The sequence below is a fragment of the Kitasatospora sp. NPDC048545 genome (genome assembly GCF_040651155.1).
Classification (GTDB): Bacteria; Actinomycetota; Actinomycetes; order Streptomycetales; family Streptomycetaceae; genus Kitasatospora.
The window spans coordinates 20,370-35,502 of record NZ_JBEZIQ010000036.1 but is presented as its reverse complement, the minus strand read 5'-3'; the positions used below and the strand labels follow the sequence as shown (position 1 = coordinate 35,502).

Annotated in this window: 13 protein-coding genes and 3 pseudogenes; 4 read left to right on the top strand and 12 right to left on the bottom strand. The window is 69.8% G+C overall.

Annotation, left to right across the window (positions count from 1 at the left end; all coding sequences use genetic code 11):
• The first annotated feature begins 36 nt into the window (after window positions 1-36).
• Complete coding sequence (locus tag AB0D10_RS29360; protein ID WP_360261966.1) at window positions 37-351, top strand: hypothetical protein; 315 nt, start codon at window positions 37-39, stop codon at window positions 349-351.
• A 334-nt stretch (window positions 352-685) separates the two neighbouring features.
• Here the strand turns inward: AB0D10_RS29360 and AB0D10_RS29355 are convergent, their stop codons facing one another.
• Entirely contained in the window at window positions 686-1,213 is a 528-nt protein-coding gene (locus AB0D10_RS29355) for a transposase (RefSeq protein ID WP_360261965.1), read from the bottom strand.
• A gap of 112 nt (window positions 1,214-1,325) precedes the next feature.
• Here AB0D10_RS29355 and AB0D10_RS29350 point away from each other — a divergent pair, with 112 nt between their 5' ends.
• The gene (locus tag AB0D10_RS29350; RefSeq protein ID WP_360261964.1) at window positions 1,326-2,912 is read left to right on the top strand and encodes an ISL3 family transposase; all 1,587 of its coding nucleotides are present in this window, start codon (window positions 1,326-1,328) and stop codon (window positions 2,910-2,912) included.
• A gap of 15 nt (window positions 2,913-2,927) precedes the next feature.
• Here the strand turns inward: AB0D10_RS29350 and AB0D10_RS29345 are convergent.
• The 5 genes and pseudogenes from AB0D10_RS29345 to AB0D10_RS29325 all read right to left on the bottom strand — a co-directional run.
• A pseudogene (locus AB0D10_RS29345) lies at window positions 2,928-3,487 on the bottom strand (winged helix-turn-helix domain-containing protein).
• 102 nt (window positions 3,488-3,589) lie between these two features.
• Window positions 3,590-4,901, bottom strand: a pseudogene (locus AB0D10_RS29340) (tyrosine-type recombinase/integrase).
• Entirely contained in the window at window positions 4,901-5,080 is a 180-nt protein-coding gene (locus AB0D10_RS29335) for a helix-turn-helix domain-containing protein (RefSeq protein ID WP_360261963.1), read from the bottom strand. The pseudogene AB0D10_RS29340 and the gene AB0D10_RS29335 overlap by 1 nt, the downstream one beginning before the upstream one ends.
• A complete protein-coding gene (locus AB0D10_RS29330) occupies window positions 5,073-5,396 on the bottom strand; it encodes a replication initiator (RefSeq protein WP_360261962.1) in 324 nt (107 codons plus the stop codon). Before AB0D10_RS29330 ends, AB0D10_RS29335 begins: the two co-directional genes overlap by 8 nt.
• Window positions 5,397-5,481: 85 nt before the next feature.
• A pseudogene (locus AB0D10_RS29325) lies at window positions 5,482-5,880 on the bottom strand (replication initiator); the annotation flags it as partial.
• Between the two features lie 326 nt (window positions 5,881-6,206).
• On the opposite strand from AB0D10_RS29325, the gene AB0D10_RS29320 reads away from it, so the two are divergent.
• Together AB0D10_RS29320 and AB0D10_RS29315 are read left to right on the top strand one after the other, a co-directional pair.
• The gene (locus AB0D10_RS29320; protein WP_360262018.1) at window positions 6,207-6,725 is read left to right on the top strand and encodes a KUP/HAK/KT family potassium transporter; all 519 of its coding nucleotides are present in this window, start codon (window positions 6,207-6,209) and stop codon (window positions 6,723-6,725) included.
• 369 nt (window positions 6,726-7,094) lie between these two features.
• The gene (locus AB0D10_RS29315) at window positions 7,095-8,075 is read left to right on the top strand and encodes a helix-turn-helix transcriptional regulator (RefSeq protein ID WP_360261961.1); all 981 of its coding nucleotides are present in this window, start codon (window positions 7,095-7,097) and stop codon (window positions 8,073-8,075) included.
• A gap of 79 nt (window positions 8,076-8,154) precedes the next feature.
• Here the strand turns inward: AB0D10_RS29315 and AB0D10_RS29310 are convergent, their stop codons facing one another.
• From AB0D10_RS29310 to AB0D10_RS29285, 6 genes are all read right to left on the bottom strand, one after another.
• Window positions 8,155-8,424, bottom strand: a complete 270-nt coding sequence (locus AB0D10_RS29310; RefSeq protein WP_360261960.1) for a hypothetical protein — start codon at window positions 8,422-8,424, stop codon at window positions 8,155-8,157.
• A gap of 70 nt (window positions 8,425-8,494) precedes the next feature.
• Window positions 8,495-9,721: an ABC transporter permease gene (locus AB0D10_RS29305; RefSeq protein WP_360261959.1), complete on the bottom strand. Its 1,227-nt coding sequence runs from the start codon at window positions 9,719-9,721 to the stop codon at window positions 8,495-8,497.
• Window positions 9,718-10,599, bottom strand: a complete 882-nt coding sequence (locus AB0D10_RS29300; protein ID WP_360261958.1) for an ATP-binding cassette domain-containing protein — start codon at window positions 10,597-10,599, stop codon at window positions 9,718-9,720. Before AB0D10_RS29300 ends, AB0D10_RS29305 begins: the two co-directional genes overlap by 4 nt.
• Window positions 10,600-11,532 (bottom strand): thiopeptide-type bacteriocin biosynthesis protein, encoded by a 933-nt coding sequence (locus tag AB0D10_RS29295; RefSeq protein WP_360261957.1) that lies wholly within the window; start codon window positions 11,530-11,532, stop codon window positions 10,600-10,602.
• Window positions 11,529-13,970: a lantibiotic dehydratase gene (locus AB0D10_RS29290; RefSeq protein WP_360261956.1), complete on the bottom strand. Its 2,442-nt coding sequence runs from the start codon at window positions 13,968-13,970 to the stop codon at window positions 11,529-11,531. The genes AB0D10_RS29295 and AB0D10_RS29290 overlap by 4 nt, the downstream gene beginning before the upstream one ends.
• Complete coding sequence (locus tag AB0D10_RS29285) at window positions 13,967-15,091, bottom strand: PqqD family peptide modification chaperone (RefSeq protein ID WP_360261955.1); 1,125 nt, start codon at window positions 15,089-15,091, stop codon at window positions 13,967-13,969. Before AB0D10_RS29285 ends, AB0D10_RS29290 begins: the two co-directional genes overlap by 4 nt.
• Window positions 15,092-15,133 lie beyond the last annotated feature (42 nt).

Sequence of the window (15,133 nt, the reverse complement as noted above, 5' to 3'; positions counted from 1 at the left end):
CGACCTTCCAAGGAGATTATCATTTCAACGCTCGATTTGAACAACATCTACGACGTCTTGGAAAACCCTCGCATCAGGCCGGGTTTCATTAGGGACAGCGACACGCTGGATGAGCTTGCAAGCTTCCTTTCGGGATATTTCCTTGCACTGCAGATCCATGGCATCGACGAGGGATTCGCACTGGGACAGGTCGGAGATTTCTCCAACTGGCTCAGCCGGGCGTACGGGACTTCACCCACAGGCGGATGGATTTCAGCCGTCGAGCAATTGACGAAGGAGGGAGAATCTTCAGTGGAGGCATTTCTTCGTCTGCTGAAGTCATTCCGCGAAGAATCGAAGGAACCGCAATAAAATAGCTTCAGAGCGCGGAGGGCCGGGCCTTCATTCAGTCTGTTCTAGGCGAGTTTGAGCGGGCGCTCCAGCGCTCTGAAGCTTTTTCGTGATTGTATTTTCACCTGCGCGTCCAGGCTCCGCCCGATATCGACGGGTCGGAGTCTGGACATGTTCTGTAGCATCTCCTCGGCGTCCCGCCAGCCCGAGGTTTCACGACCCGAGATTCCCTGAGTTCGCGGATACATGAACGGATATCGCCTCTCCGAAGGTTAGTGGCAAATTGAAGTAGCCCCACCGGATCGTTTCCGGTGGGGTTACTGAACTTGAATTCGTGATGTCGGTCTGAAGGTGGTCAGCCGTCCATGATCAGGCCGGTGGTGGTGAGGCACCCGTCGACCAGGTGGGGACGGTACTGGATCTTCTTGAGGCTGCGTCTGACGGCTCGGGCAAGCTGGTCGAGGTTGGCAGCGGCGAGGTTGCCGATGGTGCGCTTGACCAGCGACCAGATGCCCTCCTGCGGATTGAGGTCCGGTGCGTACGAGGGGAGCTGGAAGACGGTCGGCCAGTCCTGGTTCGCCTGGACGAACTCCTGCATCGGCGGCATCAGGTGGGCACGCAGGTTGTCCCACACGAGCACGATCGGGCCGCCGAGCCGGATGTGCGCGCGGATCAGCAGGTCCCGGTAGTCCTGCCAGGTCAGGCCCTTCTTCTCGCCTTTGCGGCCGCGGTAGACGTGGAAGCTGTAGAACATCCGGGAGCGCTGGCCGGGTTTGTAGCAGCTCAGCCCCGCCATGGAGACCCGGCCGGCTCCCCGGCCGCGCACCCGCACGACCGGCGTGCAGCCGATCCTGCCCCAGGTCCTGGCACGCGGCGGCCTCATCGACTGGTTCAGTCAAGATTTTCGTGATGCGGTGACGGAGCGTCATGCTGATCAGCTGACGTGCTCTGCCCGTACTCCGGTGCGCTGGTGACGCGCCGGTCGAGGCGGCAGGATGCTGCGGTCGTGTGAGGAGACGCTGCGGTGGTTGCTCCCGCATCTCGCTCCGGTGTTGGTGGAGCAGGTGCGGGTCGAGGTACTGATCGTCGCCCGAACCCGGGATGGCACGACCGTGCCCTGCCCCGACTGTGGTGTGCCGGCTCGGCGGGTGCACAATCGCTACCGGCGCCACCTGGCCGACGCGGCCCTCGGCGGCCGCCCGGTCGCCATCGAGCTGTGCGTCCGGCGCTTGTTCTGCGACACCGCTCTTTGCACTCGTCGAACCTTCGCCGAGCAGATAGCAGAGCTGACCACGAGGTACGGCCGCCGCACGGTTGTCCTCGCCGAGATCGTTCAGGCGATCGCGTTTGCCCTGGCCGGGCGGGCCGGCGCCCGGCTGGCGGCCGTCCTGAACATTCCGATCAGCAGGACCACCCTGCTCAACGTGGTGATGGCGGCACCCGACCCGGTGCCGACCGCGCCCCGTGTGCTGGGCGTCGACGACTTCGCGACCCGCCGGGGCCGACGGTACGGCACCGTGCTCGTCGATCTGGACTCCCATCGCGTCCTGGACATACTGCCCGGGCGGGAGAAGGCACCCCTGGTGGCCTGGCTGTCCGCCCACCCCGGCATCGAGGTGATCTGCCGGGACCGAGCAGGCGCATACGCCGAAGCCGCGAACGTCGGAGCACCGCAGGCACAGCAGGTCGCCGACGCGTGGCACCTGTGGGACAACCTGGCCCACGCGGTCGAACGCACCGCCATCGCCCACCGCTCCTGCCTCACACCACCGCCACCGGCAGACCCCGAACCCAGGGCGGCGACTGCTCCCAACCCCACGCTCAACCCGGACACCGGAAGCGAGAAATGGCTGGTCACCCGCACACGCGAACGCCACCGCGCCGTTCAGGACCTGCTCGCCCAGGGATGGACCATCAGCGCGATCGGACGTGAACTCGGGCTGACCCGCCACACCACCCGCCGCTACGCGCGCTGCGAGAACCCCGAGGCACTCGCCGACCACGCCATCCGCACCACGCGCCTGGACGCCTACCGGCCCTACCTGATCAACCGGTGGAACCAGGGCTGCACCAACGCCTCCACACTCTTCCGCGAAATCCAGGCCCAGGGCTATCCAGGACGCACGCCCCAAGCCGTCCGCCGATTCCTTCGCCCACTGCGCGACACCGCGAAGACAGCCCCCGAGCCACCGCCGAAGCCCCAGAACCTCACCGGCTGGATCACCCGCCACCCCGGACACCTGCGAGCAGAGGAGGAGCGCCTGCTCGACGATGTCCTCTCCCGCTGCCCCGAACTGGCGACCCTGCGCAACCACGTCCACGCCTTCGCCCGCATGGTCTGCGACCGCACCGGCACCGACCTCCCCGCCTGGATCTCCGCAGTCCGCGCCGACGACCTACCCCAGCTACACGCCTTCGCCGACGGACTCGAACGCGACCAGGACGCCGTCACCGCCGGCCTCACCCCGCCGTGGAGCAGCGGCCCGGTCGAAGGCCACGTCAACCGGATCAAGATGCTCAAACGGCAAATGTATGGACGAGCCACTCTCCCGCTCCTGCGCAAGCGCGTCCTACTCGCATGACGCTCCGTCACCGCATCACGAAAATCTTGACTGAACCCATCGACTGCCCGGCTTCGTCCTCGAGGACCAGCCAGGCCCCGCGGGCCGCCGCGACGCTTTTACCCGCGGCCACATCTCCTTCCTCCACAACTCCACGGCCGCGTCGTCACGCTCGATCGCCCGGCGGGCCGGCTGCTGCCAGGACCAACCGTGCCGCTTCAGCAACTGCCAGGTCCCCTCCACCGTGTAGCTCACGTGGAACAGGCGGCCGATCAACGCCTTCACCCGCGCCAGAGTCCACCGCTGGTCCGCCCACCCGTGGACCAGCGGCCCACGCTCCAACTCCCCTCCCAACCGGGTGATCTGGGCATCGGACAGCTTCGGACGACCGGGCGATCCCTTCGAGGCGATTCCCGTTGCGCCCCCTCGCGCCACTGCCGGCGCCAGCGCTCCACCGAGCGCACACTCACCCGCAGCGCGGCCGCGACGTCCCGGCTCTTCTCCCCGGTCTCGAAACAGTCCACCGCCTGCCGCCGGATCCGCTCCCGCGCGGCCCTCTCCGCGTCGGTCAGACCGCCGCCCTGTGCATACCTCACAGCACACGACTACCGGGGCCAACCCTCCGCCGGCAGGCGAACGCTATTGCTTCACCCGTCCGAGCGACATCACAGATTCAACTTCAGTAGCTGACGGCAACGTCAGTGGACGGGTGCTGCACAAAGCGGTGGTTCGTCGCCGTCGTTGGGTCGGGTGGTGGGCTGGGTGGGGGTGCGGAGGGCGTTGCCGAGGAGGTCGATGGCGTCGCGTTGGAGGCGGAGTCGGACGTGTGCGTAGACGGTGGCGGTGACGCCGATGTGGGCGTGGCCCAGGAGTTCCTTGATGACGACGAGTTCGACGCCTTGTTCCAGGAGGAGGGTCGCGGTCGAATGCCTCAGGTCGTGGAAGCGGATCTGGCGGAGGTGGGCGCGGCAGAGCAGGGCGTTGAAGTGGCGGGTGAGGGTGGCGGGTGAGGGTGGCGGGTTCGATGGGGTGGCCGTCCGGCCGGGTGAAAACGAGGCCGCTGTCCACCCAGCCCGCGCCGGCCTTCTCCTTCTCCTGGGCCTGCTGCTTCCGGTGGGCGCGGAGTGAGAGCAGGCAGGGGGCCGGGAGAACGATGCGGCGTTCGGAGCTGACTGTCTTGGTGGGGAGGGTGATCAGACCGCCGGTGCGGGTGCGCTGGAGGGTGCGACGGATGCTGGCCGTGCTGGCGTCCAGGTCGAGATCTTCCCAGCGCAGGCCGAGGAGTTCGCCCTTTCGGAGTCCGGTGCGGAGGGCGAGTTCGAACAGGGCGTGGAGGCGGTGGCCCTGGGCGGCGGTGAGGAGGGTGCGGGCTTCGTCGGCGGTGAGGGGTTCGAACCGGCGGGGTCGGGGTGTGCCGGTGCGGACGTTACGGGCGACGTTGCGCGGGATCTCCTCCTCTCGGACGGCGTGCTCCAGAGCGGACTTGAGGACGGAGTGGATGTAGGCGAGTGTCAGCGGGGAAAGTCGCTTGCTGCAGCACGCGCCGGTTGCGCAGCAGCGGGGCTGGGCGCGGGCGGCGTCGAGGCCGTGTGCGCAGCACTGGCAGCGGGTGCGGAGCTGGTCGAGCCAGGTGCGGACGTCCTTGGCGGTGAGTTTGGCGAGCTTCTTCCGGCCGAGGCCGGGTATCAGGTACAACCGCACGCAAGCGGTGTAGCGGGTGTGGAGGTTCTCGCTGAGGCGATGGACGGCAACGGTATCCAGCCAGTACGTCAGGTAGGCGCCGACGGTGCCCTGAGCCGAGGGTGTGGGGACGCCGCGGTTACTGGTGGCGATTTTCTCGGTGAGCTTCGCGCTGGCTTCGGCGCGGGTGGTGCCGTAGACGCGGACGCGCTTGCGGGTGTTGCCGGGTGCGAGGACGTAGCCGGCGGCTTCCCAGCGGCCGTCCTTGCGCTGGTAGATGGTGCCGTCGCCATTGGCGCGGGTCTTGCGGGCGGGGCGTGGCGTGGTCATCAGGCTGCCTCTTCGAGGTGGTGGATGTAGTCGGTGAGGGTGCGGGCGGGGATGCGGCGGGCGCGGCCGATGGTGATCGAGGCGAGTCGCCCGGTGCGGATGAGGTCGTAGACGGTCGAGCGGCCGATCTTGAGCCGGGCCATGACCTCGGGAACGGTCAGGAGTTCGCCGTCACGCACCGGTAGCCACTCCCGTCCGCTTGGTCGGCGGTGCCACGGCAGCTGCGAGCCGCACGAGTTCGGGGGGTGAGGCCGATGCCGGAGAATGCCAAGTGCGACAGGACGAGCGTGGACGCGTCGTCAGGTCCGGTGATCGGGGCTCCTGCCTGCTGCGCTGCCAGTCGGCCCGTGCCTGCCGCAGCTCGGCGAGGGTGGTGGAGTAGTTGCGGGTCTTGGTCGAGAAGTGTCCTCGGAAGCCGAGCATGTGCGCCCAGGCGCGGAGTTTGAGGTCGGCGAGTTCGGGGCGTGTGCCGAGGGCCCAGGCGGTGCGGATCATCCGTTCGGCGTGGACGGGTATGCCCCACTGGGCGAGTTAGCCGATCAGGCGCAGACGCTGATCGAGCGTCCCGGCGGCTCCCTCGGCTCCCTCGGCTCCCTTGGGTGGCGTACTTGGCGATGTACGCCGCCACGGCCCGTTCGGTGATCTGGCCACCGTTGTCGAAGTCAGCGGTCCGGATCGGCCGTATGTCGAGTTGGCTGCCGAACACGAATTCGGTCTCCTTGCCATCGAGTTCCGGGCCAGCGACCGCTGTCCGGGCTGCGGCGGCGCGGATGGCGTCGGTCAGCAGGTCGGCGGTGGCCCAGGCAGGCGGGAGGTCGGTGTTGCCTGATGGCCCGTCGAGGCGGATGACGGCGTGGAAGTGGACGAGGCCGCGTCGCTGGTACGCGGCGACCTTGGCGTACGAGACCTTGACGGCCGTGGACAGCTTCCGCTGGGCCAGTCCGGCGAGGCGGGCGACCTCGCGGCGGAGGTTGAGCATGAACCGGGACCACAACGCTGGGGCGTGGGCGTTCCTCGGGTTGCAAGCCGCAACGTACGCGCCGTCGACGCCTCCGCGCCTCGCCTCCCTGTGAAGGGGTGGGAAGTTGGACCACCGGATTCCGCGTCTGAAGGCCGCCCTCGGCAGGCTGTACGCCGAGCTTCAGACGAAGAAGGCGCTCGGGGTCGTGCCCTACCAGGTCTTCCGTACCGAGACGGAGACGCTCGGGCTGAGCGAAGAAGCACGCGGTCGGCTGGCCGATGTCCTGACCGCGATGAAGCTCCGGATCGGCGAACCGCCCCGCCGGGTACGACCGGCAAGGCCCGCTGCGCGCGTTCGTCGAGGACCTCCGCAGGGGGGAGGTGCCGGCGATCCAGGTCCCCGGCACGGCCGTCTTCCTCAACCGGGGCAAGCAGACCGCGCCACTGGCCCTGCGGGCCAACGTCGAACACAACCACGTACGGCACGACCATGTCGTGATCCTGTCCATCGAGACCGAGACCGTGCCGCGCGTCCCCGCCGATCAGCGGATCTCCGTCGACGACCTCGGCCACGCCGACGACGGGATCATCCACGTCACCGCCCGGTTCGGCTACATGGAGACACCCGACGTGCCCACTACCCTGGCGCTGCTCGATCCGGCCGAAGCCGAGGGCCGGCTGCGGCTCGACCAGGTGTCCTCCTTCCTGTCGACGATCGAGCTGCGGCGCGGGAAGCAGCCGACGATGGCACCCTGGCGCAAGCGCCTGTTCATCGCCACCTCCTACATCACCGCCGACGCCGCCGAGTGCTTCGGACTCCCCCGCGAGCGCACCGTCATCATGGGCTCGCACATCCAGGTCTGAGCGCGCCCGCAGGCAGCAGCGCCCCGCCGCCGGGGCTCTGCCGAGGCATCAAGGTCCCGTCAGGGTTTCCGCTCCCCGGGCAGTCGAGCGGACGCCGCAGGGTACGCCCGGATGCGGCGACTCCGCTGTCAAAGGCGATGTGTGAGCGACCACCCCACCACTCCTCTGAGCAGCCCCGGCCTTCGCAACTGATGATCCGTCGCGAACAATGGCCAGCTCGTCACACTCCCCACCACAGCCGCGTCCGGCCCGCCCAGTGCCGGTCTCCCGCCCCCGGAGTCGAGTCGGTGGTCGGCGTTACGATCTCTCGTCGGTCACATAACAATCGGTTACGAACGAGTTCCGCTTGGTGTGCAAAATCATCGGGAGATGAGGGGAATGTCAGAGGCCGAGTTGTCGTACCTCGGGGTCGCGGCGGATGAGGAACTCGTCTACCGATCCGCGCTGCGCGCTCCGGGACTGGGGGCCGAGGCTCTCGCGCTGGCGGCCGGGATGGGCGTCGACGAGCTGAGAGCGGTCCTGGCACGCCTAGAGGCCTCCGGGATGGTGACGGTGGCCGAGGACGAGGGCATAGCGGCCGCGGATCCGTTCGTGGTGACCGAGCGGCTGGTCGAGTCGAGGCTCACCGAACTCCAGGCCGAAATCCAGCGCGTCATCGCAGCCCGGCACGTGGTCGGCGTCCTGCTTGACGACCAGCGGGACGGCCGCCGGCAGTCCCCACCGGACGGCGTGGAGCGGGTCGAGGGCCCTGACCGGGTCCGGGCCCGCATCGACGAACTCGCCTTCTTCGCGCGCCACGAACTGCTGTCCGTCCAGCCGAACGGTCCCTTGACCGCCGCCGCGATCGAGGGCGCGAAGGAAGCCGACGAGCGGGCCCTCCGGCGCGGTCTGGAGATGCGCACCATCCTGCGGTCCGACGCCCTGCATGACCCGAGGACGGCCGAGTACCTCGCCGAGTTGAGCGTGCGGGGCGCGCGGATCCGCACGATGGACGGCCCGCTGGAGCGGATGCTGATCTTCGACCGGACCACCGCCCTGGTGCCGATCGACCCTCGGGAGACCAGCCGCGGAGCGCTGGTCGTCCATCAACCGGGGTTGATCTCCAGCCTCATCGCGCTCTTCGAGCGGTTCTGGTGCGCGGGCGAGGACCTGGACCAGGAGCACCTGACGGAGATCGAGCGGCAGGTACTGAAGACCATGGTCCGGGTCGAGAAGGACGAGGCCGGCGCGCGCGAGCTGGGCATTTCGGTCCGGACCTACCGCGGCCACGTCGCCAGCCTGCTGCGCCGTCTGAGCGCCACCCACCGCGCCCAGGGCGTCCTGGCCGCGCGCGACCGGGGATGGCTCTGATCCCAGGGACAACGCGATCGTCTTCCCGGCCGAGCCGGCCGGGAAGACGATCGCGGGTGACACGCTCGTGCGGTGGTGGTCAGCCGGCGTCGACGACCTCGGTGACGGTGAACCGGTTGAGGCTGTCGGGGCTCAGCCGGTGACCCTCGACCACGAGGTACTGGTCCGCGCCGACCCGCAGGATCTGGGCCTTCTTCGCGGCCGACGCGAAGTCGGGGTGGTCGCCGCGGGCGGCCTCCAGCGCGAACGCCCGCGCCTGCTCGAGAGTCATCGGCTCGGAGGCCTTGATCTCGGCGCCGTAGCGGTTCTTGGTCAGGCCGATCTCGGCCACGACGACGTGGTTGCTCATGGGGTTCCTTCCTTTCTGGGGCGGCCGGCCGGGTCTGATCCCGGTCGGCCGACGACGTGGGCGGAGCGGACTACACACCCGCCGAACGGGTCGCCACGGGCTCGGCCCGGTCCGCGCGCAGCGAGGCGAGCAGCGACATCCGGCTGCCGGTGTGCAGGACCGAGGAGCGGTAGGCGCGGGCGGCGATGCGGACGGTGAGCGCCGCGAACAGGGCCGCGATCGCGAGGGAAGCGACGATCTCCCACCACGCTGCGGTACCCGCGAAGACCCGCGCCGGCATCGTGACCGTGGAGGCGATCGGCACGTAGGAGGCCACGGTCACGACCGCTCCCTTGCCGATGATCGAGACCATGTAGGTGGCCGTGACGATCATCTGGAGGGGCGCGGTGGCGGACTGCACGTCCTGGGTGCGGGAGGCCAGGGCTCCCAGCCCGGCGAACAGGCAGCAGACCGTTCCGAAGCCGAGGACGTAGAACACCAGGAACCAGCCGCTGGAGGCGACGATCGAGCCGAGGTGGGGCACCCCACCGACCGCCAGCGCGGTGAGCAGGCCCGCCGCGGTGAAGACGGCCATCTGGACGATGCCGAGCACGAAGTTCCCGACGACCTTGCCGACGAGCAGGGAGCGGGTCGGGATCGCGGCGAGCAGCACCTCGACCACCCTGGATTCCTTCTCCTCCACCACGCTGTTGGCCGTCGTCGTGCCGAAGAGCTGGCAGGACATGAAGAAGAGCAGGCCGAAGACGAAGGTCACGCCGTACTGGAAGCCGGCCTGGTCCGAGGAGGAGTCCAACTGTCCGGGGGTCAACTCGGCGCCGCGCATGACGTCGGGGAGGGAGATTCCGAGCGACTGGGCGTTCTGCTGCATGGTCTGGGCCGCGACGGCCTGGGCGAGGTACCCCTGCAGTTCCGCGGCCGGCTTGCCCTTCGCCTCCAGGTGCCAGGCATGCGCGCCTGCCGTGTCGTCCAGGACCAGGAAGGCATCGGCGTCCCCGTCCTTCACGGCCCGCTCGGCGGCCGCCCGGTCGGGCAGGTACCGGGATTCGAGCTTCACGTCCGTCGCGGTGCGGGCCGCGGCCGTCACGGTCTGCTCGGCGCCCGGAGAGACGACGGCCACCGTGTAGCTCGTGGTGCGTCCGGAGAAGACGTGCAGGGCGATCACCCCACCGACGATCAGCACGACCATCGCCACGGTCGATATCCACAACGCCTTGCTCCGGGTACGAACCCGGACCTCGCGCTGTGCCACGCGCAGCCACACCGGTGAGGTGCGCTCGCGCTGCTTGGCCCCGGTCATCGGGTCACCTCCTTGTAGATCTCCGACAGCGGCACCGGCACCTCGCCGAAGTGCGACACCGGGCCGCGCGACATCGCCGTGCGCAACACCGTCTCCGACGCCCCCGCGTCGACCGGGGTGAACCGGGCGCTGCCGCCGTCCGCAGACAGGACCTTGATCCCGCTGGTGTCGCGGATCCACGTCTCCACGTCCGGCGCATCGACGCGGATCACCGAGTCGTGGCTCGCCCGGAGTTCGGCCGCGGTGCCCGCGGCCACGATCCGGCCGCCGGAGAGGATGACCAGTTCGTCGCAGAGCTTCTCCACCAGGTTGAGCTGGTGGCTGGAGAACAGCACCGGGACGCCGTCGTCGCTGCAGGAGCGGATCAGCGTGCCGAGGGCCTCGACCGCCTCCGGGTCCAGACCCGAGAACGGCTCGTCCAGGACGAGGAGTTCGGGCCGGTGCATCAGCGCGACGGCGATCTGGGCGCGCTGCTGGTTGCCGAGCGAGAGATCCTCCAGCTTGTCCGCGGCACGCTCGGTGAGGCCGAGGACGTCCAGGATCTCGTCCGCCCGTTCCGTCGCCCCGCGCTTCGTCATTCCGTGCAGGGAGCCGAAGTAGACGAGTTGCTCACGAACAGGCTGGCGCGGGTAGAGGCCCCGCTCCTCGGGGATGTACCCGAAGTTCCGGCGCTGCTCGGTGGTGAGAGGCGAGCCGTGCCAGCTGATCTCGCCGCCGTCCGGGGCGAGCAGGCCCATGATGATGCGCATCGTGGTCGTCTTGCCCGCGCCGTTCGAACCGACGAAGCCCGTCAGCTTCCCGGGGGCCAGGGCCATGGACACGTCGTGGAGGACCTGGCGGTCACCGAACGCCTTCCTGACCTGGTGAAGTTCCAGCACTTACGACTCCTCGGAGGGGAACGCGGGGGTTTTGCGGTCGGGCGCGGCAGCGCCGGTCCCCGGGCCGGCCAGCAGCGAAACCAGGGCTTCTTCGACGGGTGCGACGCCGAGGCGATTGAGCGTCAGATGCAGGTGATGGAAAGCCAGATACATCGGTTTCTGATGCGCCCCCCGCCTCTCGATGCCGATCAGCATATCGGCGCACAACGCGTTGACCATATCGATCAAATGTGCCGATTCGGACAGTCGCCCGCACTTCTCCAGCACGGCGGAACGGATCCGTTCGTGGGCGGCCCGGAGATTCGCGTCCCGCGCGACCCCCTCCTCGGCTGACACCTGCTTCAGCCCGGACCACCAGGTGTAGTGGGTCCGCAGGAAGCCGTCGCGTTCCACGTCGTTCAGCCCAAGTCCGTCGAGCAGCCGTGTGACGATCGTACGGCCGAGCGAGAGCCGGTACTCGACGGTGCCATCCGAGGCGGCGATCAGCCGGAGTGCTGTCGCGCTGGACGCTTGGAAGACGCGTTCTGCAGTCTCCAGGTGGTGCGGTCCGCCCCACTTCGCGAACTCCGGCTCGTAGAGGTCGAACCTGACGTCGGGCCGCGACCCGGTCTCCCCTGGCGGAAAGGCCGGCAGGACAGGCGTGGTCGTGCGCCTCGGTCTGCCGGTGAGTTCCGCCAACTGCTTCAGCAGCAGCGGCCTTTGCAGCACGAGTGAATCGGCCTGATCGCGGCTGACGAGGAACCGTAGCCGCACGTGCGGGCCCGACCCATCCAGGTAGCGCAGGTAGAACCAGCGTTCATCCGACGAGGCGACCCGGTCGACGAGCGGTGCCACCACCTCGGTCAGGGTCGCGTCCAGCAGGTCGAGGTGTCCGGGGTACAGCTTGAGGTACAGCCAGGTGCACTGGTCCGGTACGGCGGTCGCGGTGGTCATCGGTGGTCTCCGGAGGGACGTTCCCAGGCCAGGAAGCTGACGTGCTCGCACATCCGCGGGCCCTCCGGCCCGGCGGCCCAGGCCTCGTCCCGACCGGGCAGCGCCTCCTCGATCCGCAGGGTGTGCGCGCCCGTGATGAGCGGGAGGGCGGTCGCGACGGAGTGGGGCGAGGCCAGGTCGAGCCACATGGGCTTGCGGCGGTTGGCGTCGAGCGGGTCGGCGCCCAGGGCGAGGAAGAACACCTCGCGGGGCAGCCGCTGGTCCCGGCGCCAGCGGTCCAGGCGCAGCAGGTGGTCGGCCGTCGACTCTCCGCGCTCGGGCTTCGGGAAGGCGGACGCCGGGAGGATCCAGCGCGCCCGTCGCAGCACCACCCGCCCGGCGGTCGCCCTGGGCGTCACGACCGGCTCGGGGCCGACGGCGGTCAAGGCCCGGGCCCGCAGGAAGGGGTGATTGTCCCTGGTCAGCGGCGAGCGGTCGATCCAGGGGTCCATGACGGCCAGGGCCAGCCGGGCGGCTCCGGTGGCGATGTGGGCCGGCACGATGCCGGTGTACACGGGCGCGACGGGACGCCCCTCCTCGTCCTCGAACTCCAGGGTGTCGGTCGCGGCGTCGTGCCGCAGGGCGAGCCGGTCGAAGCCGAGCGAGTCCGGGGCGCGCACCTGGTGTTCGGCGGGCCAGTGGAGCTGCGGCAGGTAGCCGGCCCCGGCGTGCTGCAGGTTGTTGACCTGACCGGAGAAGGTGAGCGTGCGGACCTCACAGCCGGGGAACAGCGAGCGCAGCCAGCCGAGTTGGGCCCCGGCGACCGCCTCCTTGCCGAGCAGGCTGCCGAACCGGGTGACCAGGCCGCCCAGGGCACTCCCGTACTGGTTGACCACCATGCGGTAGTCGCCCCGCTGGGCGGCTTCGGCGCTCCCGGCCGCGAGCTGGTAGAGGACGGCCGTGGACGGCGGGGCGGAGGTGCGTCCCACCGGAAGGCCCGCGCGCTCGCCGAGTCCTGCGGCGTCGACCGTCATGTCGCTGATCCGCGCCCGGTGGAAGGCGGCCTTGAAGGTGCTGTCGGCCTGCAGCTGCATGAAGAAGCCGGCGGAGTCCACACACCGGCCGCCCACCCCGTACCGGGCCCGGAAGGCGTCCAGCACGGCGTCGTAGACGTACGAGCGGACGACGTAGGGGCGCAGGTTCTCCGCGACCGTCCGCAGGTCCGCCTCGACCGAGGCGGGCAGCGCGCCGACCGGCTCGGCACTTGCGCCGTCCTCGTGGACCAGCTGCGCGCTCCAGCGCGGGGCCCCGCAGCGTTCGGCGAGCTGGTCGGCGCGCGAGCGGATGTCGGCCAACCGGCCTCGGCGACCGGCTGGCTCGGCCCACGCGACTCCGCACACCAGTGCGTCGAGCTCGGTCATGAGACCAGCCAGCTCTGCGGCGTCCTCGGCCGAGCTACGGCCCAGGGCATCCGCCAGGTCGAGCAGGGGGCTGTGGCTGCCCGCCTTCCAGGGGACGACCGGCACGAGCAGCCCCGTCCGCACGTAGCGGGCCAGCCGGCCGGGAGCGAGGGCGGTCGCGGGGACGGAACGGACCTCGTCGAGGTCCGCCCGGTAGAGGCCCGCGTCGACGATCCGCTCGGTCGACCAGAGGAAGCCCCCGTTGTCGGAGAGCGAGGTGAGTACGACGGAGTCGTTGCCGTCCGTCGCCGCGACGGAATGGGCAGGGGCATAGGTGAAGGCGTCGGAAAAGCGCGGGGTGGCCGCGAGTTCGGTAGTCAGGCCGTGCACGTAGCCGACCGGTAGCGCAGTCTCGGTGCGCCCTGCCGACTGGGGCCGTGTCGGCCCGTGCAGCGCGACGGTGGTCAGCCGGCCCAGCGGGCTGGGCTTGAGGGCCGCGCGGACCAGGTAGCTCAGCAACGTCCGCGACGTGCGGGCGCCCGGCCTCAACTCCGCATCGCCGACCTTCTCCGGCAGGTGCGCGGCGACCAGCGGCAGGGAGAGGGCGAGCGGCCCGGAGTCGAGGTGGGCGCGAAGGGTGTCGGCGGTACGGGCCGCGCACTGCGCGACGGCGTCCTGGAGCCCCGCCAGTTGAAGGGCGAGCGCCTCCTGAGCCACTCGCCAGCGGTCCGTGACGGCGGCGGGAACGCCTACCCCGACGAGGAGGTCGAGGTCCTCGGAGCTGAGGCCGCCGCCGCCGTGTGCGAGCCTCCTGGCCCTCAGCAGCCGACGCCGGACGCTCCGGTCCGCGGCGGGCACCAGCGGGAAGATCGCGTCGCCGAGCGCGGCACCGGCGGCCGTCAGCTCCGCCTCGACCTCGGCGAGGCGGTCGAGCCGCTCCCGGACCGGCTCGCTGAGCGTGAGGGCCGTGACGGGCAGGCCGCCGACCCGGTCGAGCCGGAACTCGGCGAGCCGGGCGGGCCCGGCCTCCGTCCGGAGCGTGGTACTGGGGTTGGTCACGACATCAGCCCAATGGCGAGAACGATCAGGTTGAGGAGGATCAGGCCGGCCGCGAGCAGGGTGTACAGCAGGCTGACGGCGACGTAGCAGAGGTAGCCCACCCGCGCGCGACGGGGGATCGATCGCAGGTAGAGCGGCATTGACCTGCGGGTGACCCGGTGCAGCACGTACGTCAGGGCCCGCCCGCGCATGTTGATCGCGCCGAGGGCCGCCTCGACGGCGTGGTAGCCGTCGCTGGGGAACAACGGGTTGACGTTCGCCATCACCGCCATCAGCTGGAAGCCCACCAGGATGCGGAAGAACAGGGCGGCGTCGCCCGAGGTGTTCAGGGCCGCGAGGGACCAGGCTCCGGCGAAGGCCAGATCGCAGATCGGCCCGACCAGGGAGATCAGCACGCGCCCGAACCGGCCCTCGTGCCGGTAGCTGTCGGTGCGGTCCACGTAGGCCATGGGGAACAGGTAGAGCATCAGCCCGACCCCGGCGTTCCTCGGCCGGATCCGGTTGTAGGTCATGGCGACCGCGTGGCAGAACTCGTGCACGACGACCTCGCCCAGCATCACCGCGACGGCCGCTGCGACCATCCACGCCGTCGGGTTGGTGTTCCCGGTCGACGACGTGAGGGCGAGCACCACCAACGGGATCGCGACCACCGGCACGGCCAGCAGCAGCGCGGCGAGCGGCCGGACCGGCAGGCGGCGCAGCACGCGGGCGACGGGCTCCGCATACCGGCTCGGGTCACGCACCAAGGGGAAGCGCTTGACCAGGTCGAGCCGGCCGTACCGGATGGCCCGCTCGGTGCCGGTGGCCGGGAGCGGGTCGAGGTTGAGCACCGAGGCCCGGCGCAGGTCGGTGAGGAAGTCCGGCACCGTGACCCGGATCTGCTCCTCCTGCTCGGGGTAGCGCTCGGTGAGCGAGGCCACGAGCTCCGCGCCGGTCATGCCCTCGCCCAGGTGGCGCAGGATGGCCAGGCCGCTGGGCGAGATGTTCAGGTACCGGCCGGCCGGGGAGACAAGCATGGTCCGGCCGCCGGCGCCGGTGATGGTCTCGACACCGTCGCGCATGCGCAGCCGCTCGGTGTCGAGCCACGGCTCCGGCGCCACGGTCTCGGGGCTGGATGGCACGTTGTCCTCGCTTTCGGTGTCCGGATCACACCCGGAGCGGAC